The following is a 25,654-nucleotide window of genomic DNA, read 5'->3' on the forward strand; positions in this document are numbered from 1 at the left end:
AGAAAAGAAAGAGGAGTAATCCTCTTTCTTTTTTTGTATACTTTTTTCCGTAATATACCACAATAGAGAAAGTGCAACGGTTATTTAAAAAACGGAGGACATTCAATGAAAGTTTTAAATATTGGGATAATTGTCTTCGGATTATTTTTTATTTCCCAAGTGAATGCTTATGCTGGAGAACAACAATGGACATGGCCTGTTGATGGGAGAATTAGCGACTATTTTGGAACGAGGAATGGAAAGCATTACGGGATTGATATAGCTGCTCCAATTGGTACGCCGGTTGCTGCCATTCAAGACGGTACCGTAACAAGGTCGTATATCTCAGATAGTTATGGTCATGTTGTGTTTGTGAGACACGGAGAATACGAGGCTGTGTATGCTCATTTGAATAAACGCCATGTTTTTCAAGGAGATCACATTGTAAGAGGAGAAGTGCTTGGTGAAGTTGGAAATACAGGAGAATCATACGGTGCTCATTTACATTTAGAAATTCATAAGGGAGCTTGGACAATTGGGAAAAGAAATGCGATGAACCCATTGTTTGTTATGAAAGAAGATAGGCATGAAGTGGCATCAGTTTCTGTATATGTCGTACAAAAAGGAGACACACTAGTCGGTATTGCACGTAGATTTGACATGACAGTTCATGAATTAAAAGCGAAAAATGCATTGCGCCAAGATCAAATTTATCCAGATCAAAAATTATATATTAACTAAAAAAAGAGCTAGTTTGACTAGCTCTTTTTTTTCTTTACCAAAAAATAAAGACACATATAAATCCGGAAATGGCTAAATAACTATAATAATAAAAGACCTTTGCCCTCGTTTTTTCATTCGTTCGAAATAGCACAATGGTTGGTTCGATTAAACCGATAGTCAAGAATAATAAACCGAGAAGCATACAACCGATAGAAAATGAATACAGGGCAATTTGTACTTGAAATGGAATAATCCATTTTAATAAAAAAGCAATAAGTGCTGTATAACAAATGCTGCCTATGTATTTATTTAAAATTGTGTTAGAACGAAATCCGGGAAGTTTCTTCAAAAAGGGGCGAGAAACAACTTCAGTTTGTAAAGGAGTGTGTTCCTCAATTATTTTTTGCGCTTCTTTCCCTTTATGAAATAGAGAAAGAATCCAATTTCGTTTTCCTTGAAAAACAAAATGTGATGATGTTAAATAATGATCGATTTTTACTTTTTTCCAACTTTTCCAGGTGTGGCGCTCACATAGCTTAAGTTTACTTTCCGTTGCTTTCTCATATTGATAAATACTGATGCCCTCTTTATCAAAAGTGGCATAGTATGTATCTCTTGAGAATGTGCCTAAATCGATTGGACAGAAGAAAAGTAATTCTTTTTTCAAGTAAAAGTATTCTTTTCTTAAGTTTTTTTTCATCGTTTCTTGAATAGACTGTCTTTTCTCTTTCTTCATGACATTTCCTCCATATTAAGAAAATGCTCTTATCTTAACAATTCAACATCTTATCACTTTTCTGTATGGATGACTAGGGAATTGCATAGGAAAAAAGTCGAATTGTAAAAAAATAGCTCGTTTTGTCAAATAATTGGAAAGTCTCTATTTTCATTGTATCCTGTCCGAAAAGAAAATAATAATCCTATTAATGGAAGTTATTTAGTGTAAAATAGAGTGTTCAGGATCTCGGTTATAAGAAAACCATGAAAAAATGTCGTATAGGATAATATGTGAGAAGCATTTTTATTCACAACTGTTTCAAGTTGTTGTATAATGATGGAGAAAATAGAATATCGGTCTATCTTCGGGGCAGGGTGAAAATCCCGACCGGCGGTGATGAACAGCTTTATTCGTTCTAAGCCCGCGAGCCGTTAAGGCAGGATTTGGTGTGATTCCAAAGCCGACAGTACAGTCTGGATGGGAGAAGATGGAGGTTCAAGCGTTCAAAAAAGATAGATCTTTGGACGTCTGTTTGATGTGCCTGAAATTCTCCCTTTGTGTAATACACAAAGGGTTTTTTCGTGTCATGAATATATTTAGGCATAGCAGAACCTTTCCACTTTCCATGAGACGATCGATGGAAAAGGAGAGAGAACGATGAAACAAAAGAAAAGTGTAGTACAAATGGTGAGCGTAGCGATGCTGAGTAGCATTGCGTATTTACTTATGATGCTTGATTTTCCATTTCCAGGACTTCCACCATTTTTGAAAATTGATTTTAGTGATGTACCAGCTTTAATAGCGGCAATTATTTTTAGTCCAATTGCAGGTGTGATTGTAGAAGGGATTAAAAATGTTCTTCACTACGGTATTCAAGGGAGTTTGACGGGAGTTCCGGTTGGAGAAGTGGCAAACTTTATTGCGGGATGTATCTTTATTGCTCCTGCAGCCTTCTTGTTCCGTAAACATCGCACAGTAAAAAGTTTAACGACAGGGCTGATGTTAGGAACGATTAGTATGACATTGATTATGAGTGTGTTAAATTATTTCATCATTTTACCAGCTTACACTTGGTTTTTAAATTCCCCTGCTATGTCTAGCGGTGTGATGCGACAAACAATTGTAACAGCGATTTTACCATTTAATTTAATTAAAGGAATTGTAGTAACAGTTGTTTTTGTTGCACTATTTTCTCGATTGAAAGTATGGGTATTTACAAAAATGAAAAATGCATAAGATAAAGTGAAACTTTAATCAGTGAGGAGTCTTCATTCCACGCTGATTATTAGTTGAATAAATCGGGATTTAATAGGCAGTTTAGCCTCCAATTTCTTTGCTTCTTGTAGAATTTTGAGGTAGGGGTATTACTGCTCATTAGTGCGGGATAAATAGGAACCATCAGGAATATGAATATTCCTGATGTTTTTTTATGGAACGATCATTCCTTAGAGAATTGTTATTCATTAGTGCGGAAGAAAGTGAAGTTTCTTGCTGAGAGAAAGTGGTTACTTGTAAGAATAGAAACAAAAAATCCCCCTCATCGGAATGAAGGGGATTTTTTGAAGTTAACAAGAAAGACTATTCGAATTTTAATGCGTCGCCTTCGAATGATTCGTCTGCAACTTTAATTGAGTCAGTAGGACAACCTTCGAATGCATCCATCATGTCATCAATTAATACATCTGGAATTTCAACGATACCTTGGTTATCATCTAATGTTACGAATGCAATACCTTCATCATCATAGTCATAAATATCTGGTGCAGCAGCCCCGCAAGCTCCACATGCAATACAAGTGTCTTTATCAACGATTGTATACTTTGCCATTTTTATTTTCCCTCCTGTAATATGTATGTAAAAACATTCATTATAAAAATTATAATCCTATTGTAAAACGGTTCTTCGAACTTTTCAATATAAAATTATAATGATAATGCTTATCAATTGGTGGTGTCAACTTATTTCTTATTTATTTCACAAGATTTTCAAAATGTCTAAATGGTATACAGTTTGATACAATAGTAAATATAGATGAAAGTGAAAGGCGGAAATGGTGTTGCAGTTACAATATACTTTATTGTATTGTTTAAAACAATTAAATGGTGAACGAACCGTTTCTTCCATTTATCACCTTTTAAAAGGGAAACGTTCTTCACAAACCTTACAAGATGGAAGTATGTTTCAAATTTCTTTTCTTTTTGGAATGTATAAACCATTAAAACGTCATGATTATGATCAGGAAATTGAACATTTATTAAACGAAAAGTGGATTCAATGTGTACATGAAAATACGTATATCTTATCAGATGATGGAGAAAGAAAATTAAGTATCTGGAAAGAGATACTTTCATTTCCACAGTACTTACATGGCTTGCACTATGGTGATCTTGGTACAACCTTTTGGAAGAGAATTTCATTAATTATTCAAACTGTGTCGAATTTACAAAAGCAAAATGTTAAATTTATTCCAATTCAACAAGATACAGAAGTAACGATGTGGGTTAAACAGTTTCTCATCGAGACACCGTATGTGCGAAGTGAATTGGCAGCTAATTTATGGAAAGAAATGCATATGCTTTTAAAAGATACTTCGCCGATAGAAGCAACGGTTATTACATATCGCTTAACAGGTTATAAACGAATTGGGTACACACTGGAACAACTTGCTGAGATTACAAAACAAGATGTATTTCGCGTGCATCTTTTATTTTGGGGAACTATTCATTTCTTTATACAGTTTGTTCGATCAAATGAAAAGGACTTTCCTTTACTAACAGCAATTATTTCTTATCCGAATGAAAGAGCCGATTTATTTAGTTTATCAACGCAGAAAACATATCAGCTTTGGAAGCAAGGTCGTTCTTTAGATGAAATTGCAACGATTAGAAGTTTAAAGGTTGCGACGATTGAAGATCATTTTGTAGAAATTGCTTTACGGGAGAGAGATTTTTCGATTGAAATGTTTATGGAAAAGAACAAGATAGAGCAAGTACAACATATTATTGAAACATTACAAACACGCAAATTGCGTGTGTTAAAGCAAGTGGTAGGAGAAACGGTTTCTTATTTTGAAATTCGTCTTGTGTTAGCACGGATGGGGGTTGTAAATGAGACTTGAGGATTATTTATATAAGTGGTTTGGTTATAACGTATTTCGTCAAGGACAGAAAGATGTCATTGTTGATTTATTACAAGGAAAAAATGTTGTAGCGATGCTCCCAACTGGAGGAGGGAAGTCGCTTTGTTATCAGCTTCCAGGTCTCATGCAAGATGGAACAGTACTTATTGTTTCACCGTTATTATCCTTAATGGAAGATCAGGTTACACAGTTGAAATACATTGTGAAAAATCGTGTGATTGCTTTTAATAGTTTTCGTACATTAACAGAAAAAAGAAAAGCAATGAAACGATTATCTTCCTATAAATTTGTTTTTGTTTCGCCTGAAATGTTGCAATCGGAGTTATTGGTAAGGGAACTAAAAAAAATTCATATTTCACTATTTGTTGTAGATGAAGCGCACTGCATTTCACAATGGGGCTATGATTTTCGGACAGATTATAAAAAGTTAGATGGAGTGATTGCGAAAATCGGACATCCCCCAGTATTGGCATTAACTGCTACTGCAACAAAAGAGGTGTTGCAAGATATTGTGGAAAGCTTAAAGCTTACAAATGTAAAGCAGCATCTCTATTCGATTGATCGACCTAATATTGCGATGCAAGTACAATTTGTACAAACAATAGAAGAAAAAAAGGAAGCACTCCTCACACATGTAACATACCTACAAGGGCCAGGAATTATTTATTGCTCAAGCAGGGCGTGGACCGAGCGTTTGACGGAGTATTTAAGAAGTAAGGGAATAATAGACGTTGCATATTATCACGGCGGGATGGAGCATGAGGAACGGATGCTAATTCAGCAGCAATTTATGAATGATCAGCTGCGGCTTGTCATATGCACAAGTGCATTTGGTATGGGGGTCAACAAACCGAATACACGTTATATTGTTCATTTTCATTATCCTGCAAATGTTGCGTCCTATTTACAAGAGATTGGCCGAGCAGGGCGGGATGGAGAAGCAAGTATTGCAATTTTACTATGCAGTCCATTGGATCATGATTTACCAGTTTCTATTATTGAAGATGAATTGCCAAATAAACAACAAATTCAATTTTTATTTTCTTTATTACATGAAAGAATGTTTCAAACGAAAGTATTACCAATAGAAGATGTAGAAGAAATTTGTTATAATGCAGCAAGGTTTAGCGAGCAACATTGGCGTTTTGTACGTTATCACTTAGAAAAGATGGAAATCATACAACAGAGGGAACTCATGATGGAATCCTTGTCAGATGAAGTGATGCAAAAGTTAATGTTAGAAGTAGAAGGACGTCTGTATAATAAATACTCTCAATTAGAGAATATGAAATCATGGCTACAATTCACAGGGTGTAGACGGGAAAAATTGTTACTTCAATTTGGTTATACGAAAGAAAATGAGATGAAAAATTGTTGTGACTATTGCGGTATTGCAAAAGAAGAGTATAAAAAAAGGCAAGCAAGACAAGTGGTTTTCGACTATAATTGGGAAGCGGAGTTACAATTGCTCTTTGGGATAGGAGGACGGAGGACTGATGGACATTCAAAGGCGTAGTATTGAAGACATGAGTCCGAAAGAAATACGGCTTAACCTCTATGTGACACAATTGATAATTATAGGTGTTGGCCTTGTACTATCCTATATATTATTTCCAAATATGAACGAATTTTATGACTTGTGGAAATGGGAGCCTGTTTCCATTCTTATAATAGGTAGTGGAGTTGCGTGTAGTATTGTCTTACTTGACTATATTGCAATGCGTGTGTTTCCTGAATCATGGTTTGATGATGGGGGAATTAATGATCGGATGTTTCAAGGGATTTCAGTACCCCGCCTACTGCTCATTACGTTGGTTATTGGGGCAGCGGAAGAATTTTTATTTCGAGGTGTACTGCAAACTCATTTTGGACTTATCATTGCGAGTTTTATTTTTGCTATTTTACATATCAGATATGTGATGAAGCCATTTTTATTTTGTTTTGTCTGTATGATTAGTTTTGTATTTGGATATGTGTTTCAATGGACAGGTAATTTGTTTATAACAATCTTTGCACACTTTCTTGTTGATTTTATAATGGGACTTCAGTTGAGAAAATAAATGGAAGGTGGTGGTGAACAACATGAGAAAACAAGCTGCTAAGTTTGAAGAAGAGATGGAAGAAATAGAGCAAACAGAAGAAGGTTTACCGCCGCGTAGTGAAGTTCATCGAAATAAAGAAAAGAAAAAATCTAAATTTAAGATTAACCATTTTTTTGTTCGGATTTTAACATTTTTATTTATTTTATTACCAATCTGTGTACTGTGGTATACAGATAAGTATATCGAGGTAAAAAGTAGAGAAGAAAATGACGCCCCTAAAAAAAGTGCATTTGAAGTGATCTTTTTTGATTCAAATAAACAAGCAGGAGGGGAACAGAAGCTGTCACAGTCTGGAACATTTCAAACTCATATTGTAAAAGAGGGTGAAACGTTCGAAAGTATTGGAAAGCAATATTTTCCGAATGAAGATGGAGCTGAAATCATTAAAAAATATAACAATCTACAAGATGAACAACTAAAGGTGGGGAAAGAGTTAAAAATCCCTGTTAAAGCAGAGAAAGAACAGAAGCAGTAAAAAAGATGGTGAACTGACAAAACACCAACGATAAATAACGTCCTTGAAAGGGTTTTACTTTATTCCGCTATTCGAAGTCAGTAAGACCCCTACCTCAAGATTCAGAGAGAACAAAGAAGGTAGGTGGGGAATAACTTCCCGTAAAAGCCCGATTGGTGAGGGCTAATTCTCAGTGGGAGATGAAGAAAACATCCACTGAGAAAAGTTTCACTTTATTGCAAAGGGTTTTATTCATGTCTTACAGTAATACGATATGGTGTGATTACATTCTGTTAAGAGGGAAGTTGAAAAGAACATATGGTATGGATTGGATTAGGTTGTACGTTCATATGTATTGTCGTCGTGTGCCTTTTTATGATGTACAGAGAAGCAATGCGTGATACATTGCTAGAACACACTTTATCATTTGTAAATTTTCCGATGAGCTTTGGAAAAGTACAAATCTTTTTTATTTCAGATGTTCATAGAAGAACTATCTCTCGTTCTTTAATCGAAAAGGTAAAAGGGAAAGCAGATCTCGTTATTATTGGTGGGGATCTAGCGGAGAAAGGTGTATCGTTGTCACGGATTGCTGATAATATTCAAAGCTTAAGTGAGATTGGCCCTATATATTTTGTGTGGGGTAACAACGATTATGAAATTGAATATCACGAGTTAGATGCATTGTTACTAGAGCAAGGTGTGAAAATTTTAGATAATACAAGGGTACTATTTGAATCAGAATGTGGCGAGAATCTTTGTTTATTAGGTGTGGATGATGTGGGATTAGAGCGGGACCGTTTAGATTTAGCATTGGCAGATTGTCAAGAAAATGGTTTTCGCATTCTAATTAGTCATAATCCAGATATCGTGAAAAAAATGACTGGACAAGAACAAATTTCACTCGTTTTAAGCGGGCATACACATGGTGGGCAAATTCGGTTGTTTCATGCTGAACGATATCTAAAAGGTGGGGTATATGAGCATCCGAATATGACTTTGTTTGTCAGTAATGGATACGGAACGACACTTATACCGCTGCGTTTTCGTGCTCCGTCTCAAACGCATTTGATTACTTTACAAAGAGAATCTTAAGTGAACTCAGTTTAAAGATGGGGGGAAATATGCCAACTTTAAAAGGGAAATATAATATAAAAGCAGTTTCAAATATGCTTGGAATTCACCCGAGTACACTGCGAGCTTGGGAGAGACGATATCACATGATCGCTCCAAAACGCAATGATGCAGGGCACCGTTTATATACAGAAGAGCACGTCAAAATTTTAAAATGGCTCATGGACAAAGTAAATGAAGGATTTACGATTGGTCAAGCAGTTCGATTATTAGAGAGTAATCAATTGCAAAATCATTATTTACCAGAAATGGAATACAATAAGGAAGTACTTTTAGTAGACGAGATCCTCCATTCTTTGTTAAAATTTGATGAAATACAAGCTAATGAATTATTAAACGAAGCATTTGCTATTTATTCAATAGAAAGAGTCATAGCTAATATATTTGTCCAGATTATTGATAGATTAGGAAATATGCGGTGGAATGATGCAATTACAACTGTGCAAGAGCGATACGTAGATTCATTTTTATGTTCACGCATTGGAATGGTTTATCATAATTCATCTATGCATTCTGTATTGCCGAAACCGAAAGCTTTGGCTATATGTGGTCCAGGAGAAACGAATGCATTAAACCTTTTTGTTTTTACAACATATTTACGCCAGAAAGGTTATCAAGCAATGTATCTTGGGACAAGTGTAGAAGAAGTGGATTTAAATGTAGTTATAACACAAGTGGCACCAAAATATGTATTTTTATCGTGTTCACAGGAACGGAATTTGAAAGCTACTATTCAATTAATTACAAGGCTGCAAAGTAAATATCCAGAAATTCACATAGGCCTTATCGGATTTGCTTGCCAATTTGTTTCAGATGAAGAAAAATCTGAACTTCGTACGGTATTTATTGGTGATGCAAAAGAAAACTGGGATGAATGGTTAAAAATGTCAGAATAGTTGTTCGAAAAGAACCATCTATTTTCTATTTCATATAATAAAAATCAGAGCAACGGTTACGTAAGGAGGTTACAAGATGAGGCTGGAACGTTTGAATTATAATAAAATTAAAATTTTCCTAACGTTTGATGATTTATCGGAACGTGGGCTGACGAAGGAAGATTTATGGAAAAATGCTCCGAAAGTACAGCAGTTATTTCGAGACATGATGCAAGAGGCGAATAAAGAGCTCGGATTTGAAGCAGATGGTCCAATTGCAGTTGAAGTGTTTTCTTTACAAGCGCAAGGTATGGTTGTTATTGTAACAAAAGAAAAATCTGAAGCGGATGTAGAAGATGACTTTCGGGATGAGTTTATTGAGATGCAGGTAACTCTTGATGAGAGTGAACATATATTGTATGAATTTGCAATATTTGAAGATGTAATTACTTTGGCGAATCGTTTGTATAACCTTGGTGTAACTGATGGGAAACTTTATGCATGGGATGGACGTTTCTACCTATGGTTGGAAGATGAAACCCCGTTACTAAAGGCGGATATTATCGCCATTTTAGCGGAATTTGGTAACTCTTCTACAGTGACGATTTATCGAATTATGGAATATGGAAAAGAACTAATGGATTCTCAAGCAATCCGGCAAATATATCATTATTTTGTTTCAAAACAAAACCTCAGCTAATACGATATAGCCTGGGGTTTTGTTTTCGTTTTACGATATGTATAGATTTTATCAGCGAGGGCAACCTTTGAATTGCTGGAGAGTTTCACTTTATAAAGTGAAACTTTAATCAGTGGGGAGTTCTTCATCCCCACTGATTATTAGCCCTGACCAATCGGGCTTTTACGGGCAGTTTATCCCCCGCCTATCTTCTTTGGTTTTCTTAGAATCTTGAGGTGGGGGTATTACTGCCCGTTAATGCGGGATAAAAAACATTTAAATATTTAAGTATTTTACTTTTCTAAAAGCAATAAAAGGATTATAATGATAGTGAAAACGCTTGCAATAAAAAATAGTTTGTATATATTTGTTAGCGTTTTCTATTGCATTCCTATTTTAAGGGTGTATACTAGGCAATGAAGGTTTACTAAACAAGTGAAATTACAGGGGGTTTACTTACTATGGTAGCCGAAAAGGGAGCTCAAACACAAACACAACAAAGGGAACAACACTTTGAATTGTTGAATTCAACACAAATTGTTATTAACGAAGCCTTAGAAAAATTGGGTTATCCAAACGAGGTATATGAATTACTTAAAGAACCGATTCGTATGATGACAGTGAAAATTCCAGTTCGTATGGATGATGGGACTGTTAAAATATTTACAGGATATCGTGCACAGCATAATGATTCTGTTGGTCCAACGAAAGGTGGAATTCGTTTCCATCCGAATGTAACAGAAAATGAAGTGAAAGCACTTTCAATTTGGATGAGTTTAAAGTGTGGTATTGTTGATTTACCATATGGTGGAGGGAAAGGTGGTATCATTTGTGATCCTCGCGAAATGTCTTTCCGTGAATTAGAAAGATTAAGTCGTGGATATGTACGAGCAATTAGCCAAATTGTTGGTCCAACAAAGGATATTCCAGCTCCAGATGTATTTACAAACTCACAAATTATGGCATGGATGATGGATGAATATAGCCGTATTGATGAATTTAATTCACCTGGTTTTATTACAGGAAAACCGCTTGTGTTAGGCGGATCTCATGGGCGTGAAACTGCAACTGCTAAAGGTGTAACAATCTGCATTCGGGAAGCTGCGAAAAAACGTGGCATTGACATTAAAGGTGCACGTGTTGTTGTCCAAGGATTTGGTAATGCAGGTAGCTTCTTAGCGAAATTTATGCATGATGCTGGTGCAAAAGTAATTGCGATTTCTGATGCTTACGGTGCACTTCATGATCCAAACGGATTAGATATTGACTACTTATTGGATCGTCGTGATAGCTTTGGAACAGTAACGAAATTATTTAATAATACAATTTCAAACAAAGATCTTTTAGAATTAGACTGCGACATTTTAGTGCCTGCTGCAATTGAAAATCAAATTACAGAAGACAACGCAGCCGACATTAAAGCAAAAATTGTTGTAGAAGCGGCAAACGGTCCAACTACATTAGAAGCAACAAAAATTTTAACAGATCGTGGTATTCTACTCGTTCCTGATGTATTAGCAAGTGCTGGCGGTGTTACTGTATCTTACTTCGAATGGGTACAAAATAACCAAGGTTACTACTGGTCAGAAGAAGAAGTAGAACAACGTTTAGAAAAAGTAATGGTACGATCATTTGATTCTATTTATGAAACATCACAAGTTCGTAAAGTGAACATGCGCTTAGCAGCATATATGATTGGTGTACGTAAAATGGCAGAAGCTAGTCGTTTCAGAGGTTGGGTATAATACATTGAAACAAACAGAGAAAACGTGGTTTCCTTTCAAGGAAACCACGTTTTTTTGTTGAAATACATTGTAAAAACTATAGAGAAAGGAGGGGATTTTGTTGCAAACAGAAAATGATGCGATCAAGCGAGTTGAGGAATTGGAAAAGAGGGTTATACATTTAGAAGAAAAATTAAAGAGAAGTAGTTCTCGTGAACAGGTGAGTGTGATTCGCGCGTTTGGAGAAGGAATCAGGTCTTTATTATTTGGTTTACTTATTGTTGGTCCAGTTATAGCTGTCGCCTGGACGCTTGTGATACTACTTTTAAGTTGGATAGGATGAATATGTACTGTTAATGGGAAGTTAACTGTTAAAAATGGATGTTTTGTTATAAAAAATAAAAAAAGAACACTTGTTCTATAAGAACGTTCGTGCTATACTCTCCTTAGATAAACAAAACGGAAACAAGATAAGGGGAGATTAATAATGAAGGTGACTGCAGAACAAAGATTTATGATGCCAGCGGATGTAATGGAACGTGTAGAGGGTTTACGAAATAAACATGTGAAACGTGCATCATTCATACAATCAGTGCATGCATTTTTCGGTTTAGATACGAAAGAAGATCGTGTTTGGTTTTATGGATTTTATGGAACAGCGGCAAGTATTTTAATGTTCATGGTGTTGGCCTCTAACATTTTTGGTTTTCTCTTTTCATAATAAATGTGCCATAGGGACGCAACGTATGAATACATATATAAGGGAGAAAGGTAATTTTCGAGAGCGGAGATGATAGGAATGGCGATGTTCCCTATAGAGCGGAATTATATTGGATACGGAAACTCTCGGCCAGGAATTCCTCTTTCAAAGATAAGATTTATTGTAAGTCATGATACGGGGAATCCTGGTAGTAATGCGATAGGAAATCGCGATTACTTTAACGAAGTGCAACCGAAAGCATCAGCGCATACTTTCGTAGATGATAAAACGATATTAGAAATTATTCCGATTACTGAAGTGGCTTATCATGTTAGATATAATGTACCAACGGATAATGATTTATATGGCTATGATGCGAATCGTGCCGCTATTGGTGTTGAAATGTGCTATGGTGGAGATGTTAGCTTTTGGGATTCATACACACGTTTCACATGGTATCATGCCTATTTATGTCAAAATTTCGGTTTAAATCCTAAAACGGACATTGTGTCTCATAAAACGCTTGATCCTGCTCGAAAGATTGATCCGGAAAATGTATTTGGTCAACAAGGAATTAGATTTAGACAATTTTTAGCGGACGTCTATCGGATGTATGTATCGTTTAGATGACAAATATATGAAAAATGAATACAATAAAGATAGGTGCCTACTGCTGAAAGTAGGTTTTTTCTTGTTTTACAATTAATAGAGATTGAAGCAGAAGACTAGGAGTGAACCGAGAATGCAAAAAGAAACAGCGATTATTATTGGGGGCGGCCCATGTGGATTGGCAGCAGCAATTACAATGCAACAAGTTGGAATCGACCCGTTGGTAATTGAAAAAGGAAATATTGTGAATGCAATTTATCATTATCCAACTCATCAAACATTCTTTTCCTCTAGTGAAAAATTAGAAATTGGTGAAGTTGCTTTTATTACAGAGAACCGTAAACCAGTTCGCAATCAAGCATTATCGTATTATCGTGAAGTAGTAAAACGTAAGAGTGTGCGTGTGAATGCATTTGAACGTGTAGAACAGGTTCAAAAAGAAGCGAATTTATTTAGAGTAGATACAACAAAACGTGATGGAAGAAAAGAGACATATACTGCGAAGTACATTGTTGTGGCAACTGGTTACTATGATAATCCAAATTATATGAATGTTCCGGGAGAAAAATTGGAGAAAGTATCTCATTACTTTAAAGAGGCTCATCCATATTTTGATCGGGATGTTGTTGTAATAGGTGGAAAAAATTCTAGTGTAGATGCTGCATTGGAACTTGTGAAAGCAGGTGCACGTGTAACTGTATTATATCGTGGTGGAGAATACTCACAGAGTATTAAACCATGGATTTTACCTGAATTTGAGGCATTAGTTCGTAACGGCACGATTCAAATGCATTTTCATGCCCATGTAAAGGAAATCACAGAACATACGCTTACGTATACAATTGATGAAGAAGCATACACGATTCAAAATGATTTTGTGTTTGCGATGACTGGTTATCATCCAGATCATAATTTCTTAACGAAAATGGGAGTATCCATTGACCGCGAAACTGGTCGCCCGATGTATACGGAGGAAACGATGGAAACAAATGTCGAGAATATTTTTATTGCAGGCGTTATTGCAGCAGGAAATAATGCCAATGAAATCTTTATTGAAAACGGGCGATTTCATGGAGACGCTATTACGCAAACAATTGCATTACGGGAACAAAAATAAGCTGTCGATATCGACAGCTTATTTTTTAATTAATTTTTAATCATGCATAAACATTTTTTGAATTTCTTTTTGAGAATGAGCACCTTCTAAAGCGACAAGTAGCTTAATACGAGCTTTTTGAGCATTTAATCCGTAAGTGAAAACAATTCCCATATCTTTTAATTGTTTTCCTCCACCTTCATAGGAGTACACATCTTGGACAATTCCGTTAAAGCAGCGGGATACGAGAACAATAGGAATCTCTTTATTTATTAAGCGCTGCAGAGTAGGCAGTGTTCGTGGTGGTAAGTTCCCTTGTCCGAGGGCTTCAATAACGATGCCATCCACTGGTAGGTTTTCAATCGCTGCTAATAACGTATCATCCATGCCAGCGTATGCCTTTAACACAACAACATTTTTAGAAATTTGTCCGATTGCGTATGTTTCATGGTGTACTAAAGCATGATGAAAGACAACGCCACGTTTTGTCACCATACCAATTGGTCCGTATTGAGGACTTTGGAAGGTTGCTACATTACTTGTATGTGTTTTCGTTACATTTGTTGCACAGTGAATTTCGTCGTTTAAGACGACAAGAACACCTTTTCCTTTTGCTTCATTACTACTTGCAACTTTTACCGCAGATAAAAAGTTATATAAGCCGTCAGCGCCTAATTCATTGCTCGAGCGCATTGCGCCTGTTACAACAATTGGAATGTTGGCTTGGACAGTTAAATCCAGAAAATATGCGGTCTCTTCTAATGTATCAGTACCATGTGTAATGACTACACCATGAATATCTTCATGTTTCACTCTTTCATCGATGACGATTTGTAATTGTAACATCTCGCTTGGTGTTATATGAGGAGATGGAAGATGAAAGACATCTTCAACAATTAGGTCGATATCGTCTTCTAAATCAGGAATAAATTTTAAAAGAGGATTTTGCTTGCCTGGTTGCACAACCCCAGTTTCTTTATCTTCCTCCATCGCAATTGTTCCGCCAGTGTGTAAAACTAGGATTTTTTTCAATGCCTATACCCCTTTTCAGTCAAAAATACATTTAGAACATACCATGATTGTACAGGATTCGACAATGAAAATGTATAAAAGCTTAGGTAGGAAATGACAATAAAGTAAGATGATTTGTAAAGTTTTTCATACTGACGACTATGGAGAGCTACCAAATTTCAAAAACTGATTTGAAATTCTCTCCTCAATTAGCTATTGAAGCGAGCGAGAAACAATAAAAAGGAGAAATTTTTGTGAAAAATGTTGAGAAAATTTTAATTCGAATACTATTGATTCAGTCTATTTGTCTATGTATTGTTCAATTGCTTTTTATGCAAGAATCCACGGCGAAATATTTGTCGAAAATCGTTTATTATGAAGGTGTTATAAAAGAAAATGTAACGAATATTTTACAAGTGAATAAGTAGTTTTCATTTTCTTCTAAGAGGGATTATGCTACAATAATTGAGGATTTAATCGGTATGAAACAAACAGAAAGAAGCAGGGATTATACCTGCTTTTCGTTTTGGTTTATTAAGAAGATGTTCAAAAAGTCCGGTAAAGATAACTGTCGTATTGCTTCGTTACGCCGTCACTCCGGTACTCATGTAGTTCCACCTACACTCCGTATCCTCCTGGCTTCCGTGCCTCGAACTACGCGGCTCTCTTTATTCTCCTTTTTGAATAAGCACTATAAGTGAAAAATGAGGTGTTACAATGGAAAAACGAATTTCAATTGCGATAGATGGTCCAGCAGCTGCTGGAAAAAGTACAGTTGCAAAGGTTGTGGCGAAAAAACTTTCATATGTGTACATTGATACAGGTGCGATGTATCGTACATTGACACATGCTGCTCTTGCAAAAAATGTTGATATTGAAAATGAAGAAAAATTGATGGAAGTTTTAAAAGATGTACATATTGAGTTTCAACAAGGGGAAAATACACAACTTGTCTTTTTAAATGGAGAAGATGTATCTGAAGTGATTCGTACACCGGAAGTAACAAATCGCGTGTCTATTGTGGCAAAGCATCGCTTTGTTCGTGAAGAGATGGTGCGCCGTCAACAAGCTTTAGCAGAAAAGGGCGGCGTTGTGATGGATGGTCGTGATATCGGTACGCATGTACTACCTAATGCAGAAGTGAAGATTTTTATGTTGGCTTCTGTTGAAGAGAGGGCAGAACGAAGACATCTTGAAAATACGCAAAAAGGCTTTGCTTCTAGTTTAGAACAATTAAAAGAAGAGATTGCTAAGCGCGATAAATTGGATTCTGAGCGTGAAGTTTCTCCGTTAAAAAAAGCGGATGATGCACTGGAATTAGATACAACTTCTTTCTCAATTGAAGAAGTTGTACAAAAAATTATGGATATTGTTTCTAAAGTGTTCGCAAAATAAAGAAAGAGGTTATCCTCTTTCTTTATTTAATTTCTTCTAAAATATAGGTATACATGTGAACTGTGAGACGCTTTTCTTGACAAATCTGTCAATTTGTAAGAAGTTAGTAAAAGAGGGAATGAACTGTCAGAATATATTCGCTATTATATTTGAAAACATACTTTATTCAAAAGGATTTTGCTGTATACTATTTATATAGGTTAACAAAGAAAGAGGACGTACGTATCATTCTATCAAGTAAATTACAAAAAAACAGATTGTAATATGTATTTTCAGCGAGTATGTTCTAAATATTTCTCATAACATGCAAATGAAAACTTTTGTTTTCATTTCGTATATACATAAAAATGCTTTGTCAATTCTGTAGGGAGGTATTTCCATGGTAGAAAAAATGAATGAAGAAGTTGTGGATACAAAGGCTTTACAAGTGGGTGACGTTGTTACGGGATCCGTAACTAAGGTTGAAGAAAAGCAAGTTCTTGTAAATGTTGGATACAAAACAGATGGTGTTATTCCGATTAGCGAATTAGCCAACGTTCATATTGAAAAAGCAAGTGATGTTGTAGAATTAGGCCAAACTCTTGAATTAAAAGTCATTAAATTAGAAGAAGAGGATCTTGTATTATCTAAACGTGCTGTTGATGCAGAAAAAGCATGGGTTGAATTGCAAGAAAAATCCACTTCAGGTGAAGTGTTCGATGTTACAGTAAAAGATATTGTGAACGGCGGTTTAGTCGTGGACCTTGGTGTCCGTGGATTTATTCCAGCCTCACTTGTAGAAATGCACTATGTAGAAGATTTTGCTGATTACAAAGGTAAAACATTAGCAGTGAAAATCGTTGAATTAGATCGCGAAAAAAATCGTGTGATTCTTTCCCATAAAGCAGTTGTAGAACAAGAATTAGATTCAAAGAAAAAAGAAGCGATTTCTTCTTTAAAAGAAGGAGATGTTGTTGAGGGTACAGTTCAACGATTAACTGACTTTGGTGCTTTTGTGAATGTTGGTGGAGTAGATGGTTTAGTTCACATTTCACAAATTTCCCATGATCGCGTTGAACAGCCTTCTGATGTGTTAACACAAGGACAGACGGTAAAAGTAAAAGTTTTATCCGTTGATGCAGATACACAACGTATTTCTTTATCTATTAAAGCTGCTCAGCCAGGACCTTGGGAAAATGTTGCAGCGGAAATTAAATCAGGTGACGTGCGAGAAGGTAAGGTAAAACGAATTGTTACATTCGGTGCTTTCGTTGAAATTTTACCGGGTGTAGAAGGACTTGTGCATGTATCACAAATTGCAAACCGTCACGTGAAGAACCCGAGTGAAGTGCTAGAGATGGGACAAGAAGTGAAAGTGAAAGTGCTTGAAGTACACGCAGAAGAAAAACGTATTTCTTTAAGTATAAAAGAAGCTCTTGAAGAAAATAATGTAACAGAAGATTATAGTCAATATGAGCCAACTTCTGATTCTGCAACTTTCCAATTGAGTGATATTATCGGTGAACAGCTGAAAAAATTAAAGAAATAAAGAGGGGTACAAGTGGTAAGGGCAAAACGTAAATTAGAACATATTGCACACGCTCTTTCTACTGGACAGTCTCGTATAAATGGTTTTCATGACATTGCTTTTGTCCATCAAAGCTTGCCAAATACAAATTATGAAAGCATTACATTTGAAACGAAAATCGGCGAACTTTCACTAAGTTCGCCGATTTTTATCAACGCGATGACTGGCGGTGGGGGAGAGCACACGCTACATATTAATGAGCAGTTAGCTCACGTGGCAAAGCACCATAAGATTGCAATGGCAGTCGGTTCTCAAATGGCAGCATTAAAAGATGAAAAAGAAGCGTCCTCCTATCAAATTGTACGAAAAGTGAATCCAAATGGAATTATTTTTGCAAATTTAGGTAGTGAAGCAACCGTTGAACAGGCAAAACGTGCGATTGATATGATTGAAGCAAATGCTTTACAAATTCATTTGAATGTTATTCAAGAATTGACGATGCCAGAAGGTGATCGTGACTTTACAGGTGTACTAGGGCGAATTGAACAAATTGTCATACATTCACCTGTTCCTGTTGTAGTAAAAGAAGTCGGTTTTGGTATGAGTAAAGGAACAATAGAACAGTTAGCTAGTGTTGGAGTTTCGAATGTAGACATTGGTGGATATGGTGGTACAAATTTTGCGGCGGTTGAAAATGAACGAAGACAGCGGATCCTTTCTTATTTTAATGAATGGGGTATTCCGGCGGCGGTCTCTGTAATAGAAGCATCCTCAACAGATAAAAACCTCTCCCTTATTGCGTCAGGCGGTATACAAACAGCGCTTGATGTAGCGAAAGCAATCGCGCTTGGAGCATCAGCAACGGCTTTTGCTGGTTATTTTTTACGAATACTGATGAATGATGGTCTGGAAAAATTAATCGAAGAAATAGAACTTTTACATACGGACTTACAATTTATTATGACCGCTCTTGGGGCAAGGACAATTACTGAGCTTCAGCAAGTACCACTTGTTGTGAAAGGTGATACCTATCATTGGCTATCGCAGCGCGGGATTGATACAACGAGTTATAGTAAAAGATAATATAAAACCATTAGAACAAAAAAGAAATCAACCATTCGGTTGGTTTCTTTTATTTAATCCCGTATGAACGGGCAGTAATACCCCCACTTCAAAGCTCTGCAAGAGGCAAAGAAGTTAGGTAGGGGATGAAGAAAACCCTCACTGGTCAAAGTTTCGCTTTATTCGTTCTATGTAATGAGAAGGGAAAAATGTCTATGTAGATGTTTTTGCTTAGACAGCACTAAATGAAAAACAGCCAACGATATGTTGGCTGTTTTTCATTTAGTGCTGATTTTGTTTGCGTGCTTGCTCCGGTGTATCTAGCCCAGTTGCTCCTGGATATTGCAGTGATTGATCGCGGTCAGATTCTACGCGGCGTGACTGTTTTAGTTTCTTTTCTTGACGATCTTTTCCCATTATTTTTTACACCTCCTTATTAGAAAGTGTTGCTGTTATTAGAAAAACTATGCAAGAAGAAAAGGATTAGCTTTCATAAAAAGTTCCCATAATGGAAATGATAGGAGGTGTAAGTATGGATGGAAGTTATTTTTATTTTTTAGCGTGGCTAGGCTGGATTATTACAACATTCTTTTTGAAAAAAGAGGCATTTAGATGGAAAGTGAGCGCGATTTTATTAGTATTTATCATTTGTTCACAAATAACCGTATCGATTGCTTCTTTCCCTATAGCAGCAAATGCTCTATTACTAGGTACCATTTCATTTCTTGGTATCGCTTTTTATTCTATATGGAAAAAAATATACGCCTTACTTTCGGCACTTATCATTGCTATGTTATATGCGAGTTTTCATTTATTAGAGATGTACGATCCGATTTGGATTGTCATGGATCGGACATGGATGTTAAGCGGTATTCTTGTATATGCTTCTATTTTATTACATCGAGACCGGGTATTACGTCTATGCTCTTTATATGCGGGGGCATTACAAGGGGAGATATTAGTAACATTTATTTTTCGTACACTCCATTTTCCATATCAACTTGGTAGTTTGACATTTTTTGATATCATTGCTGTTGCTACGTTATTTTTTACGATTTTGTTTTACATCGTAAAAATGTCGGTATTTATGGGGCAATTGAAGAAAAAACATGTAAAGGAAAGGCAAGGATAACATATGACTGAATATACACCAGCCATTTTATGTGGCGTAATTGCGGGAACAGTAACGCGAATTTTGATGCTTCGTACAGATACAAGACAGTATCCGACGCGTTTACATGGAAAGATTATTCATGTTGCAATGGGGTTAATTGCAGCGGCTTTAGGAGCAATTGCAATACCGTCTATCTTGAAACAAGATTTTTCTGCTCTTACCTTTCTCACATTAGCCGCAACGCAATTTCGGGATGTACGCAACATGGAACGTAATACGTTGCAACAGTTAGATAGTTATGAGCTTGTACCACGAGGGAATACATACATAGAAGGAATTGCACTTGTATTTGAAAGTCGCAACTATTTAGCGATGTTAACAGCATTTGTTACAACGTTTGCGTACATCGGTTTTCATTCATGGATTGCAGGCGTTATAGCTGGAATTATTGGATTCTTCATTGCTAAAGTATTGATGTCTGGTAAACGATTACGTGACCTTGTCGACATTGAGCATGTTCCACTTCGGTTTGAAGGAGCGGGACTTTATATTGGTGATATTTACATTATGAACATCGGTTTGCCAGCAAGGCAAGAAGAGATCATGAAATATGGGATGGGATTTATTTTAAAACCAAAATCTGTTGATGCGCAGGTGACGATAGCGAATCTCGGACAGCGTCAAGCAATTTTGCATGATGTGTCCGTTGCATTAGGTGTGTACCGAGATTCTGGGACACCGGCGCTTGTTCCACTTGTTAAGCGCGATTTAGAGGACGGACGGATAGGTGTGTTTGTATTGCCTCAAGATCAAGATGTAGAGAAAGCCATTGGTGTTATCGGAAATGTGCCGACGTTAGAAAGTGCGGTTCATATGTCATCTGAAGCTCCGAAAGGAAGGGGAGACGCACGATGAAATTAGAAAGTTATATTCTTGCAGTTATTACAACAACCCCAGAAAAATTTGCTGGAGGAGCCCCGTTATTTGTATGTGAGTCAACGGAAGAAATGGAATTTGTCGCAAATAATTTAGAAGCAATTTTAGATGGTATCGCACACCGCTTACAAGAGAATGTATATATTATTGTGAAACATTAGGAACGTGTGTTATAATATGAGATGTTTTGATATGATGATAAATATTTCTGGAATGCAAATCCCTTCTTGCACAAAGAAGGGTTTTTTACATAATAAACAGAAGCAAGTTGAAAGGATGAAAATATATGCCGAAACCAGTAGTGGCGATAGTAGGACGTCCGAACGTAGGGAAATCTACTATTTTCAATAGAATTGTTGGAGAGAGAGTTTCAATTGTAGAAGATATCCCAGGTGTAACGAGAGATCGTATTTATAGTTCGGGAGAATGGTTAAATCATGAATTTAACATTATTGATACAGGCGGAATCGATATTGGAGACGAGCCATTTTTGACACAAATTCGTCAACAGGCTGAAGTTGCGATTGATGAAGCGGATGTTATCATTTTTATGACGAATGGTCGCGATGGTGTAACAGCAGCGGATGAAGAAGTTGCGAAAATTTTATATCGTTCGAACAAACCAGTAGTACTTGCGGTTAATAAGGTCGATAATCCAGAGATGCGCAGTGATATTTATGACTTTTATGCGTTAGGATTTGGCGAGCCATTTCCAATCTCGGGTACACATGGTTTAGGTTTAGGGGATTTATTAGACGAAGCAGCAAAGCACTTCCCGAAAGTTGAAGAGGAAGCATACGATGAAAAAACAATTAAATTCTCATTAATTGGACGTCCGAACGTAGGGAAATCATCAATGGTAAATGCACTCCTTGGTCAAGAACGTGTAATTGTTAGTAACATAGCTGGTACAACACGTGACGCAGTTGATACACCGTATAGTAAAGATGGTCAAGATTATGTCATCATTGATACAGCAGGGATGCGTAAAAAAGGTAAAGTATACGAGAGTACCGAAAAGTATAGTGTACTTCGTGCACTCCGAGCAATTGAACGATCTGACGTTGTTTTAGTTGTGTTAGATGGTGAAGAAGGTATTATTGAACAAGATAAAAAAATTGCTGGTTATGCACATGAATCAGGACGTGCTGTTATTATTGTTGTTAACAAGTGGGATGCAGTTGAAAAAGATGAAAAGACAATGAAAGCATTTGAAGAAAACATCCGTGCTCATTTCCAGTTTTTGGATTATGCGCCAATTGTATATTTATCTGCAAAAACAAGAAAACGTACGCATACATTACTTCCAGTTATTAATGAAGTAAATGAAAGTCATAGCATTCGTGTACAAACAAATGTATTAAACGATGTGATTATGGATGCGGTTGCGATGAATCCAACGCCAACACATAATGGTAGTCGTCTGAAAATTTTCTATGCAACACAAGTTGCAGTAAAACCACCAACATTTGTTGTATTTGTCAACGATCCAGAATTAATGCACTTTTCATATGAACGCTTCTTGAAAAACCGTTTGCGTGAAGCATTTGGTTTCGTAGGAACACCAATTAGAATCATTTCAAGAGCACGAGACTAATGGAGGGGATGTGATTTTATGAAAAAAATCACAGTAGTCGGAGCAGGTAGCTGGGGAACAGCGTTAGCGATGGTATTAGCTGACAATGGTCATGATGTACGTATTTGGGGAAATCGTTCAGAACTCATGGATGAAATCAATATGAAACATGAGAACAGTCGTTATCTTCCAGGGATTACATTGCCAAGCACAATCGTAGCCTACTCTTCTTTAGAAAAAGCACTAGTAGATGTAGACACAGTACTTTTAGTTGTACCAACAAAAGCGTACCGAGAAGTATTGCAAGATATGAAAGAAATTGTTTCAGAACCAATCACTTGGATTCATGCGAGTAAAGGGATTGAACCAGGTACTTCAAAGCGAATTTCAGAAGTGATTGAAGAAGAAATTCCAGCGCACCTCATTCGTGATGTTGTTGTCTTATCAGGGCCAAGTCATGCTGAAGAAGTAGGACTTCGTCAAGCGACAACTGTTACATCAGCTGCTAAGCGTATGGAAGCAGCTGAAGAGGTACAAGATTTGTTTATGAACAGTTACTTCCGTGTATATACGAATCCTGATATCATCGGTGTGGAACTTGGTGGAGCATTAAAAAATATTATTGCACTAGCTGCTGGGATTACAGATGGTCTTGGGTTAGGTGATAATGCGAAAGCGGCTCTTATGACGCGTGGTTTAACGGAAATTGCTCGTTTAGGAAGAAAGATGGGTGGGAATCCGTTAACCTTTGCTGGCCTAACCGGAATGGGTGACTTAATCGTAACTTGTACAAGTGTACACAGTCGAAATTGGCGTGCTGGTAATATGCTTGGAAAAGGCTATTCACTGGAAGAAGTATTAGATAGTATGGGCATGGTAGTCGAAGGTGTGCGAACAACGAAAGCAGCGTATGAAATGGCGCAGAAAATGGAAGTTGAAATGCCAATTACTGCGTCTTTATATGATGTATTATTCAATGGGAATAATGTGAAAGATGCAGTGGGCTCATTGATGGGGCGCGTTCGCAAACACGAAGTAGAAGCTGTACCCGATTTATTGTAAGTAAAAGCTGTGTAAGTGAAAAAGCACTTACACAGCTTTTTTGTTTTCTAGAGGAAGTTCAAAAAGTCCGGTAAAGATAGCTGTCACATTTCTTCGTTACGTCGCCACTCCGGTACTCATGTAGTTCCAGCTACACTCCGTATCCTCCTGGCTTCCGTGCCTCGAATTGCTCGGCTCTCTTTATCCTCCTTTTTGAATATATACTTCTAGGTCTTTTCACCATTTGTTTCTTTTTGCATACGATGAAATGTAACTTGAAGAGAGGGTGAAGGAAATGGATAATAACATTTTCAATAACATTGAGAAAGAAGCGAAAGTAAATAAAGATGATATTTTTAAATTAGCGTCATCTGTACAGAATGCAAACTTGCGCGATGAAAAAGTGCTCCGTCAATTGATTCATCAAGTTGCGATGATGGCTGGGCGAGAGGTGCCAAAAGAGCAAGAAGATCAAATTGTGAAAGCAATTATAAACAATAATATGCCAACAGATTTTAGTTCATTAAGCAAAATGTTTAAAAAGTAAAGTATGATAAACCTCTGTTTAATGGATTGCATATGATAGTTATGAAGGAATGAATGTGGAGCTGTTTGTGGGCATATTTGGTCGACCGAAGTGAAGAAGTTACATTCGCTTCGGTTTTATTTTGTTATATCTCACTTTTACGGGACCGTAAAAGCGGAAGTCCAACAGGTAGGTGGAGGACAATTGCTCCTAATTGGTGGGAGTTTTTCATCAGTGAAGAAGACAAATCTAATTGATGAAAGTGTTGCTTTATAATAAAAATAATGAATTCTATTTGTTTAAATGTTTTAATTTGTTAAAATAATAGAAAAACAATATTAAAGTAAGGAGTGTATATATGTCTGTTGGGCTGGTGAAAATGTGGTTTTCTTTAGGGGCAATGGGATTAATGTTTGTTGCAGTTCTGTCTATTTTATTAAGTCGGCATAAAATGAAGAATAAGATTTTGAAAGGGATTACAGCATTGCTTGCCTACACGCTTATGATTGTATCTGGAATTGTTATTTTTCTTGTTGTATTTAGTGGACCAGTTGAACAATAATGGCTACACGAATCGTAATCATATCTTATTTACAGATAGATTTGTAGGAGATAGGTGGGAATAAGAATATTGTATGAAGGAATTAGCAAGAAATTAAAGGATGGATTGTGTGTGAAAAAAATATGTGTGATTTTAATATTTTGTTGTATAAGCATGTTATCTGGCTGCATGTATCCGAAAGAGAACATAAAGCAAAATGCTGTCCCGTATGAAGATCAGCTGCAAGCTGTCCAAAAGGCGGTCAATACATATAAGGAACAAAATGGTGGTTTATTACCGATTCAAACGCGCGATATGGATACACCTATTTATCAAAAATATCCGATTGACTTTCAAAAAATTGCTCCGCGCTATTTACAAGAGGCGCCTGGAAATGCGTATGAAAGTGGTGGTGTGTATCAATATGTATTAGTAGATGTTGAAACAAATCCAACTGTTAAGTTGATTGATGTACGTATGGCGGAACAAATTCGCGATGTCAAGTTGAGGCTACAAATGTATCGGGATGAACACCAATATCCCCCATTTAAAAAAGTAATTGCTGATGGGGTATATGAGCTGGACTTTAAGAAAATCGGGTATAAAGAAGTGCCGCAAGTAACGAGTCCATATTCTGGAAAAAATTTACCGTTTGTAATCAATGAAAAAGGAGAGATTTTTGTCGATTATCGAATGGATTTATATGAAATATTACAAAAGGATGGAGGTAAAGTGCAAGAAGGAGAAGATATTCGTGGTTTGCTTGTAAAGGATGCGCCATTTGTACCTGCATACTCTTTGCCATATACGGTAAAAGACGGAGAACCAATTTTTTTTAAGTGATAAGTCATGAACCTTTCTTCTAGCGAATAAGTTCTAGAAGAAAGGTTTTTTAATTGTAAAAACAACTTGAGATGCAAACAAAAAGTTCTTTTTAAATAGTCATATGAGTTTAGGACAAAATCATATGATATATTGTCCGAACCTCAAGAATATCTATATGTTATATCGTA

29 protein-coding genes, 1 pseudogene and 1 riboswitch are annotated in these 25,654 nt (G+C 36.4%); of the genes and pseudogenes, 26 read left to right on the forward strand and 4 right to left on the reverse strand.

Features of this window, described 5'->3' with window-relative positions; translation table 11 throughout:
- Positions 1-105 precede the first annotated feature (105 nt).
- A complete protein-coding gene (locus tag QUF99_RS10650; RefSeq protein WP_289369975.1) occupies positions 106-720 on the forward strand; it encodes a peptidoglycan DD-metalloendopeptidase family protein in 615 nt (204 codons plus the stop codon).
- 34 nt (positions 721-754) lie between these two features.
- Here the strand turns inward: QUF99_RS10650 and QUF99_RS10655 are convergent, their stop codons facing one another.
- Complete coding sequence (locus QUF99_RS10655; protein ID WP_289369976.1) at positions 755-1,438, reverse strand: hypothetical protein; 684 nt, start codon at positions 1,436-1,438, stop codon at positions 755-757.
- 338 nt (positions 1,439-1,776) lie between these two features.
- Positions 1,777-1,913, forward strand: a riboswitch (FMN riboswitch).
- A 164-nt stretch (positions 1,914-2,077) separates the two neighbouring features.
- On the opposite strand from QUF99_RS10655, the gene QUF99_RS10660 reads away from it, so the two are divergent.
- Positions 2,078-2,656 (forward strand): ECF transporter S component, encoded by a 579-nt coding sequence (locus tag QUF99_RS10660; protein ID WP_289369978.1) that lies wholly within the window; start codon positions 2,078-2,080, stop codon positions 2,654-2,656.
- Between the two features lie 342 nt (positions 2,657-2,998).
- Here QUF99_RS10660 and QUF99_RS10665 read toward each other — a convergent pair whose 3' ends face one another.
- Positions 2,999-3,247, reverse strand: coding sequence for a ferredoxin (locus QUF99_RS10665; protein ID WP_286124228.1), 249 nt, complete (start codon positions 3,245-3,247; stop codon positions 2,999-3,001).
- A 229-nt stretch (positions 3,248-3,476) separates the two neighbouring features.
- On the opposite strand from QUF99_RS10665, the gene QUF99_RS10670 reads away from it, so the two are divergent.
- From QUF99_RS10670 to QUF99_RS10725, 12 genes are all read left to right on the forward strand, one after another.
- Positions 3,477-4,538, forward strand: a complete 1,062-nt coding sequence (locus QUF99_RS10670; RefSeq protein ID WP_289369980.1) for a YpbB family protein — start codon at positions 3,477-3,479, stop codon at positions 4,536-4,538.
- A complete protein-coding gene (locus tag QUF99_RS10675; protein ID WP_289369982.1) occupies positions 4,528-6,075 on the forward strand; it encodes a RecQ family ATP-dependent DNA helicase in 1,548 nt (515 codons plus the stop codon). Before QUF99_RS10670 ends, QUF99_RS10675 begins: the two co-directional genes overlap by 11 nt.
- A complete protein-coding gene (locus QUF99_RS10680) occupies positions 6,056-6,619 on the forward strand; it encodes a CPBP family intramembrane glutamic endopeptidase (protein WP_289369983.1) in 564 nt (187 codons plus the stop codon). The genes QUF99_RS10675 and QUF99_RS10680 overlap by 20 nt, the downstream gene beginning before the upstream one ends.
- A gap of 22 nt (positions 6,620-6,641) precedes the next feature.
- Positions 6,642-7,136 carry a LysM peptidoglycan-binding domain-containing protein gene (locus QUF99_RS10685; RefSeq protein ID WP_289369985.1) on the forward strand — a complete coding sequence of 165 codons (495 nt, stop codon included), beginning with the start codon at positions 6,642-6,644 and terminating at the stop codon, positions 7,134-7,136.
- Between the two features lie 297 nt (positions 7,137-7,433).
- Positions 7,434-8,210 (forward strand): metallophosphoesterase, encoded by a 777-nt coding sequence (locus tag QUF99_RS10690; RefSeq protein ID WP_289369987.1) that lies wholly within the window; start codon positions 7,434-7,436, stop codon positions 8,208-8,210.
- A 29-nt stretch (positions 8,211-8,239) separates the two neighbouring features.
- Complete coding sequence (locus QUF99_RS10695; protein ID WP_289369988.1) at positions 8,240-9,145, forward strand: MerR family transcriptional regulator; 906 nt, start codon at positions 8,240-8,242, stop codon at positions 9,143-9,145.
- A 76-nt stretch (positions 9,146-9,221) separates the two neighbouring features.
- Positions 9,222-9,824 (forward strand): genetic competence negative regulator, encoded by a 603-nt coding sequence (locus QUF99_RS10700; protein WP_289369989.1) that lies wholly within the window; start codon positions 9,222-9,224, stop codon positions 9,822-9,824.
- Positions 9,825-10,264: 440 nt separating this feature from the next.
- Positions 10,265-11,548 (forward strand): NAD-specific glutamate dehydrogenase, encoded by a 1,284-nt coding sequence (gene gudB, locus QUF99_RS10705; RefSeq protein WP_286124236.1) that lies wholly within the window; start codon positions 10,265-10,267, stop codon positions 11,546-11,548.
- Between the two features lie 100 nt (positions 11,549-11,648).
- The gene (locus QUF99_RS10710; protein ID WP_289369991.1) at positions 11,649-11,870 is read left to right on the forward strand and encodes a hypothetical protein; all 222 of its coding nucleotides are present in this window, start codon (positions 11,649-11,651) and stop codon (positions 11,868-11,870) included.
- Positions 11,871-12,011: 141 nt separating this feature from the next.
- On the forward strand, positions 12,012-12,248 hold the full coding sequence (locus tag QUF99_RS10715; protein WP_289374617.1) for a DUF3961 domain-containing protein: 237 nt from the start codon (positions 12,012-12,014) through the stop codon (positions 12,246-12,248).
- Between the two features lie 78 nt (positions 12,249-12,326).
- Positions 12,327-12,857 carry a peptidoglycan recognition protein family protein gene (locus tag QUF99_RS10720; protein ID WP_289369992.1) on the forward strand — a complete coding sequence of 177 codons (531 nt, stop codon included), beginning with the start codon at positions 12,327-12,329 and terminating at the stop codon, positions 12,855-12,857.
- Between the two features lie 112 nt (positions 12,858-12,969).
- Complete coding sequence (locus QUF99_RS10725) at positions 12,970-13,953, forward strand: YpdA family putative bacillithiol disulfide reductase (RefSeq protein ID WP_289369994.1); 984 nt, start codon at positions 12,970-12,972, stop codon at positions 13,951-13,953.
- A gap of 36 nt (positions 13,954-13,989) precedes the next feature.
- On the opposite strand, the gene QUF99_RS10730 is transcribed toward QUF99_RS10725, so the two are convergent.
- Positions 13,990-14,964 (reverse strand): asparaginase, encoded by a 975-nt coding sequence (locus QUF99_RS10730; RefSeq protein WP_289369997.1) that lies wholly within the window; start codon positions 14,962-14,964, stop codon positions 13,990-13,992.
- A 233-nt stretch (positions 14,965-15,197) separates the two neighbouring features.
- Between QUF99_RS10730 and QUF99_RS10735 the strand changes: the two genes are divergently transcribed.
- The 4 genes from QUF99_RS10735 (at position 15,198) to fni (ending at position 18,928) form a co-directional block, all read left to right on the forward strand.
- On the forward strand, positions 15,198-15,371 hold the full coding sequence (locus QUF99_RS10735; protein WP_286124242.1) for a YpfB family protein: 174 nt from the start codon (positions 15,198-15,200) through the stop codon (positions 15,369-15,371).
- A 289-nt stretch (positions 15,372-15,660) separates the two neighbouring features.
- Positions 15,661-16,338, forward strand: coding sequence for a (d)CMP kinase (cmk, locus tag QUF99_RS10740; protein ID WP_289369998.1), 678 nt, complete (start codon positions 15,661-15,663; stop codon positions 16,336-16,338).
- A gap of 379 nt (positions 16,339-16,717) precedes the next feature.
- Entirely contained in the window at positions 16,718-17,866 is a 1,149-nt protein-coding gene (gene rpsA, locus QUF99_RS10745) for a 30S ribosomal protein S1 (protein WP_289370000.1), read from the forward strand.
- Positions 17,867-17,878: 12 nt separating this feature from the next.
- Positions 17,879-18,928 (forward strand): type 2 isopentenyl-diphosphate Delta-isomerase, encoded by a 1,050-nt coding sequence (gene fni, locus QUF99_RS10750; protein WP_289370002.1) that lies wholly within the window; start codon positions 17,879-17,881, stop codon positions 18,926-18,928.
- 261 nt (positions 18,929-19,189) lie between these two features.
- Here fni and QUF99_RS10755 read toward each other — a convergent pair whose 3' ends face one another.
- Positions 19,190-19,324, reverse strand: coding sequence for a YpzI family protein (locus QUF99_RS10755; RefSeq protein WP_003206535.1), 135 nt, complete (start codon positions 19,322-19,324; stop codon positions 19,190-19,192).
- Between the two features lie 115 nt (positions 19,325-19,439).
- Here QUF99_RS10755 and QUF99_RS10760 point away from each other — a divergent pair.
- The 8 genes and pseudogenes from QUF99_RS10760 to QUF99_RS10795 all read left to right on the forward strand — a co-directional run bounded on the left by QUF99_RS10760 (position 19,440) and on the right by QUF99_RS10795 (position 25,484).
- Positions 19,440-20,050: pseudogene (locus QUF99_RS10760) on the forward strand (YphA family membrane protein).
- Positions 20,043-20,936, forward strand: coding sequence for a YIEGIA family protein (locus tag QUF99_RS10765; protein WP_289370005.1), 894 nt, complete (start codon positions 20,043-20,045; stop codon positions 20,934-20,936). Before QUF99_RS10760 ends, QUF99_RS10765 begins: the two are co-directional and overlap by 8 nt.
- On the forward strand, positions 20,933-21,118 hold the full coding sequence (locus QUF99_RS10770) for a capping complex subunit for YIEGIA (protein ID WP_289370006.1): 186 nt from the start codon (positions 20,933-20,935) through the stop codon (positions 21,116-21,118). The genes QUF99_RS10765 and QUF99_RS10770 overlap by 4 nt, the downstream gene beginning before the upstream one ends.
- A gap of 125 nt (positions 21,119-21,243) precedes the next feature.
- The gene (gene der / locus QUF99_RS10775) at positions 21,244-22,554 is read left to right on the forward strand and encodes a ribosome biogenesis GTPase Der (RefSeq protein ID WP_289370007.1); all 1,311 of its coding nucleotides are present in this window, start codon (positions 21,244-21,246) and stop codon (positions 22,552-22,554) included.
- Between the two features lie 18 nt (positions 22,555-22,572).
- Positions 22,573-23,595, forward strand: a complete 1,023-nt coding sequence (locus QUF99_RS10780) for an NAD(P)H-dependent glycerol-3-phosphate dehydrogenase (protein ID WP_289370008.1) — start codon at positions 22,573-22,575, stop codon at positions 23,593-23,595.
- Between the two features lie 274 nt (positions 23,596-23,869).
- Positions 23,870-24,121 (forward strand): stage VI sporulation protein F, encoded by a 252-nt coding sequence (locus tag QUF99_RS10785; protein WP_286124250.1) that lies wholly within the window; start codon positions 23,870-23,872, stop codon positions 24,119-24,121.
- A 337-nt stretch (positions 24,122-24,458) separates the two neighbouring features.
- On the forward strand, positions 24,459-24,662 hold the full coding sequence (locus tag QUF99_RS10790) for a DUF2768 domain-containing protein (RefSeq protein ID WP_286124251.1): 204 nt from the start codon (positions 24,459-24,461) through the stop codon (positions 24,660-24,662).
- Positions 24,663-24,773: 111 nt separating this feature from the next.
- Positions 24,774-25,484: a hypothetical protein gene (locus QUF99_RS10795; RefSeq protein ID WP_289370010.1), complete on the forward strand. Its 711-nt coding sequence runs from the start codon at positions 24,774-24,776 to the stop codon at positions 25,482-25,484.
- The last annotated feature ends 170 nt before the right edge of the window (positions 25,485-25,654 follow it).

Source organism: Bacillus sp. DX4.1, assembly GCF_030348195.1.
GTDB lineage: Bacteria > Bacillota > Bacilli > Bacillales > Bacillaceae_G > Bacillus_A.

Excerpts from the sequence above, each read along its gene's own strand:
- QUF99_RS10650 (WP_289369975.1), top strand. The coding sequence starts at position 106 with ATGAAAGTTTTAAATATTGGGATAATTGTCTTCGGATTATTTTTTATT.
- QUF99_RS10680 (WP_289369983.1), top strand. The coding sequence starts at position 6,056 with ATGGACATTCAAAGGCGTAGTATTGAAGACATGAGTCCGAAAGAAATA.
- QUF99_RS10780 (WP_289370008.1), top strand. The coding sequence starts at position 22,573 with ATGAAAAAAATCACAGTAGTCGGAGCAGGTAGCTGGGGAACAGCGTTA.
- QUF99_RS10685 (WP_289369985.1), top strand. The coding sequence starts at position 6,642 with ATGAGAAAACAAGCTGCTAAGTTTGAAGAAGAGATGGAAGAAATAGAG.
- QUF99_RS10770 (WP_289370006.1), top strand. The coding sequence starts at position 20,933 with ATGAAATTAGAAAGTTATATTCTTGCAGTTATTACAACAACCCCAGAA.
- QUF99_RS10690 (WP_289369987.1), top strand. The coding sequence starts at position 7,434 with ATGGTATGGATTGGATTAGGTTGTACGTTCATATGTATTGTCGTCGTG.
- QUF99_RS10785 (WP_286124250.1), top strand. The coding sequence starts at position 23,870 with ATGGATAATAACATTTTCAATAACATTGAGAAAGAAGCGAAAGTAAAT.
- QUF99_RS10660 (WP_289369978.1), top strand. The coding sequence starts at position 2,078 with ATGAAACAAAAGAAAAGTGTAGTACAAATGGTGAGCGTAGCGATGCTG.
- QUF99_RS10765 (WP_289370005.1), top strand. The coding sequence starts at position 20,043 with ATGACTGAATATACACCAGCCATTTTATGTGGCGTAATTGCGGGAACA.
- QUF99_RS10790 (WP_286124251.1), top strand. The coding sequence starts at position 24,459 with ATGTCTGTTGGGCTGGTGAAAATGTGGTTTTCTTTAGGGGCAATGGGA.
- QUF99_RS10755 (WP_003206535.1), bottom strand. The coding sequence starts at position 19,324 with ATGGGAAAAGATCGTCAAGAAAAGAAACTAAAACAGTCACGCCGCGTA.
- QUF99_RS10725 (WP_289369994.1), top strand. The coding sequence starts at position 12,970 with ATGCAAAAAGAAACAGCGATTATTATTGGGGGCGGCCCATGTGGATTG.
- gudB (WP_286124236.1), top strand. The coding sequence starts at position 10,265 with ATGGTAGCCGAAAAGGGAGCTCAAACACAAACACAACAAAGGGAACAA.
- QUF99_RS10695 (WP_289369988.1), top strand. The coding sequence starts at position 8,240 with ATGCCAACTTTAAAAGGGAAATATAATATAAAAGCAGTTTCAAATATG.
- QUF99_RS10665 (WP_286124228.1), bottom strand. The coding sequence starts at position 3,247 with ATGGCAAAGTATACAATCGTTGATAAAGACACTTGTATTGCATGTGGA.
- QUF99_RS10675 (WP_289369982.1), top strand. The coding sequence starts at position 4,528 with ATGAGACTTGAGGATTATTTATATAAGTGGTTTGGTTATAACGTATTT.
- QUF99_RS10655 (WP_289369976.1), bottom strand. The coding sequence starts at position 1,438 with ATGAAGAAAGAGAAAAGACAGTCTATTCAAGAAACGATGAAAAAAAAC.
- rpsA (WP_289370000.1), top strand. The coding sequence starts at position 16,718 with ATGGTAGAAAAAATGAATGAAGAAGTTGTGGATACAAAGGCTTTACAA.
- QUF99_RS10700 (WP_289369989.1), top strand. The coding sequence starts at position 9,222 with ATGAGGCTGGAACGTTTGAATTATAATAAAATTAAAATTTTCCTAACG.
- der (WP_289370007.1), top strand. The coding sequence starts at position 21,244 with ATGCCGAAACCAGTAGTGGCGATAGTAGGACGTCCGAACGTAGGGAAA.
- QUF99_RS10720 (WP_289369992.1), top strand. The coding sequence starts at position 12,327 with ATGGCGATGTTCCCTATAGAGCGGAATTATATTGGATACGGAAACTCT.
- cmk (WP_289369998.1), top strand. The coding sequence starts at position 15,661 with ATGGAAAAACGAATTTCAATTGCGATAGATGGTCCAGCAGCTGCTGGA.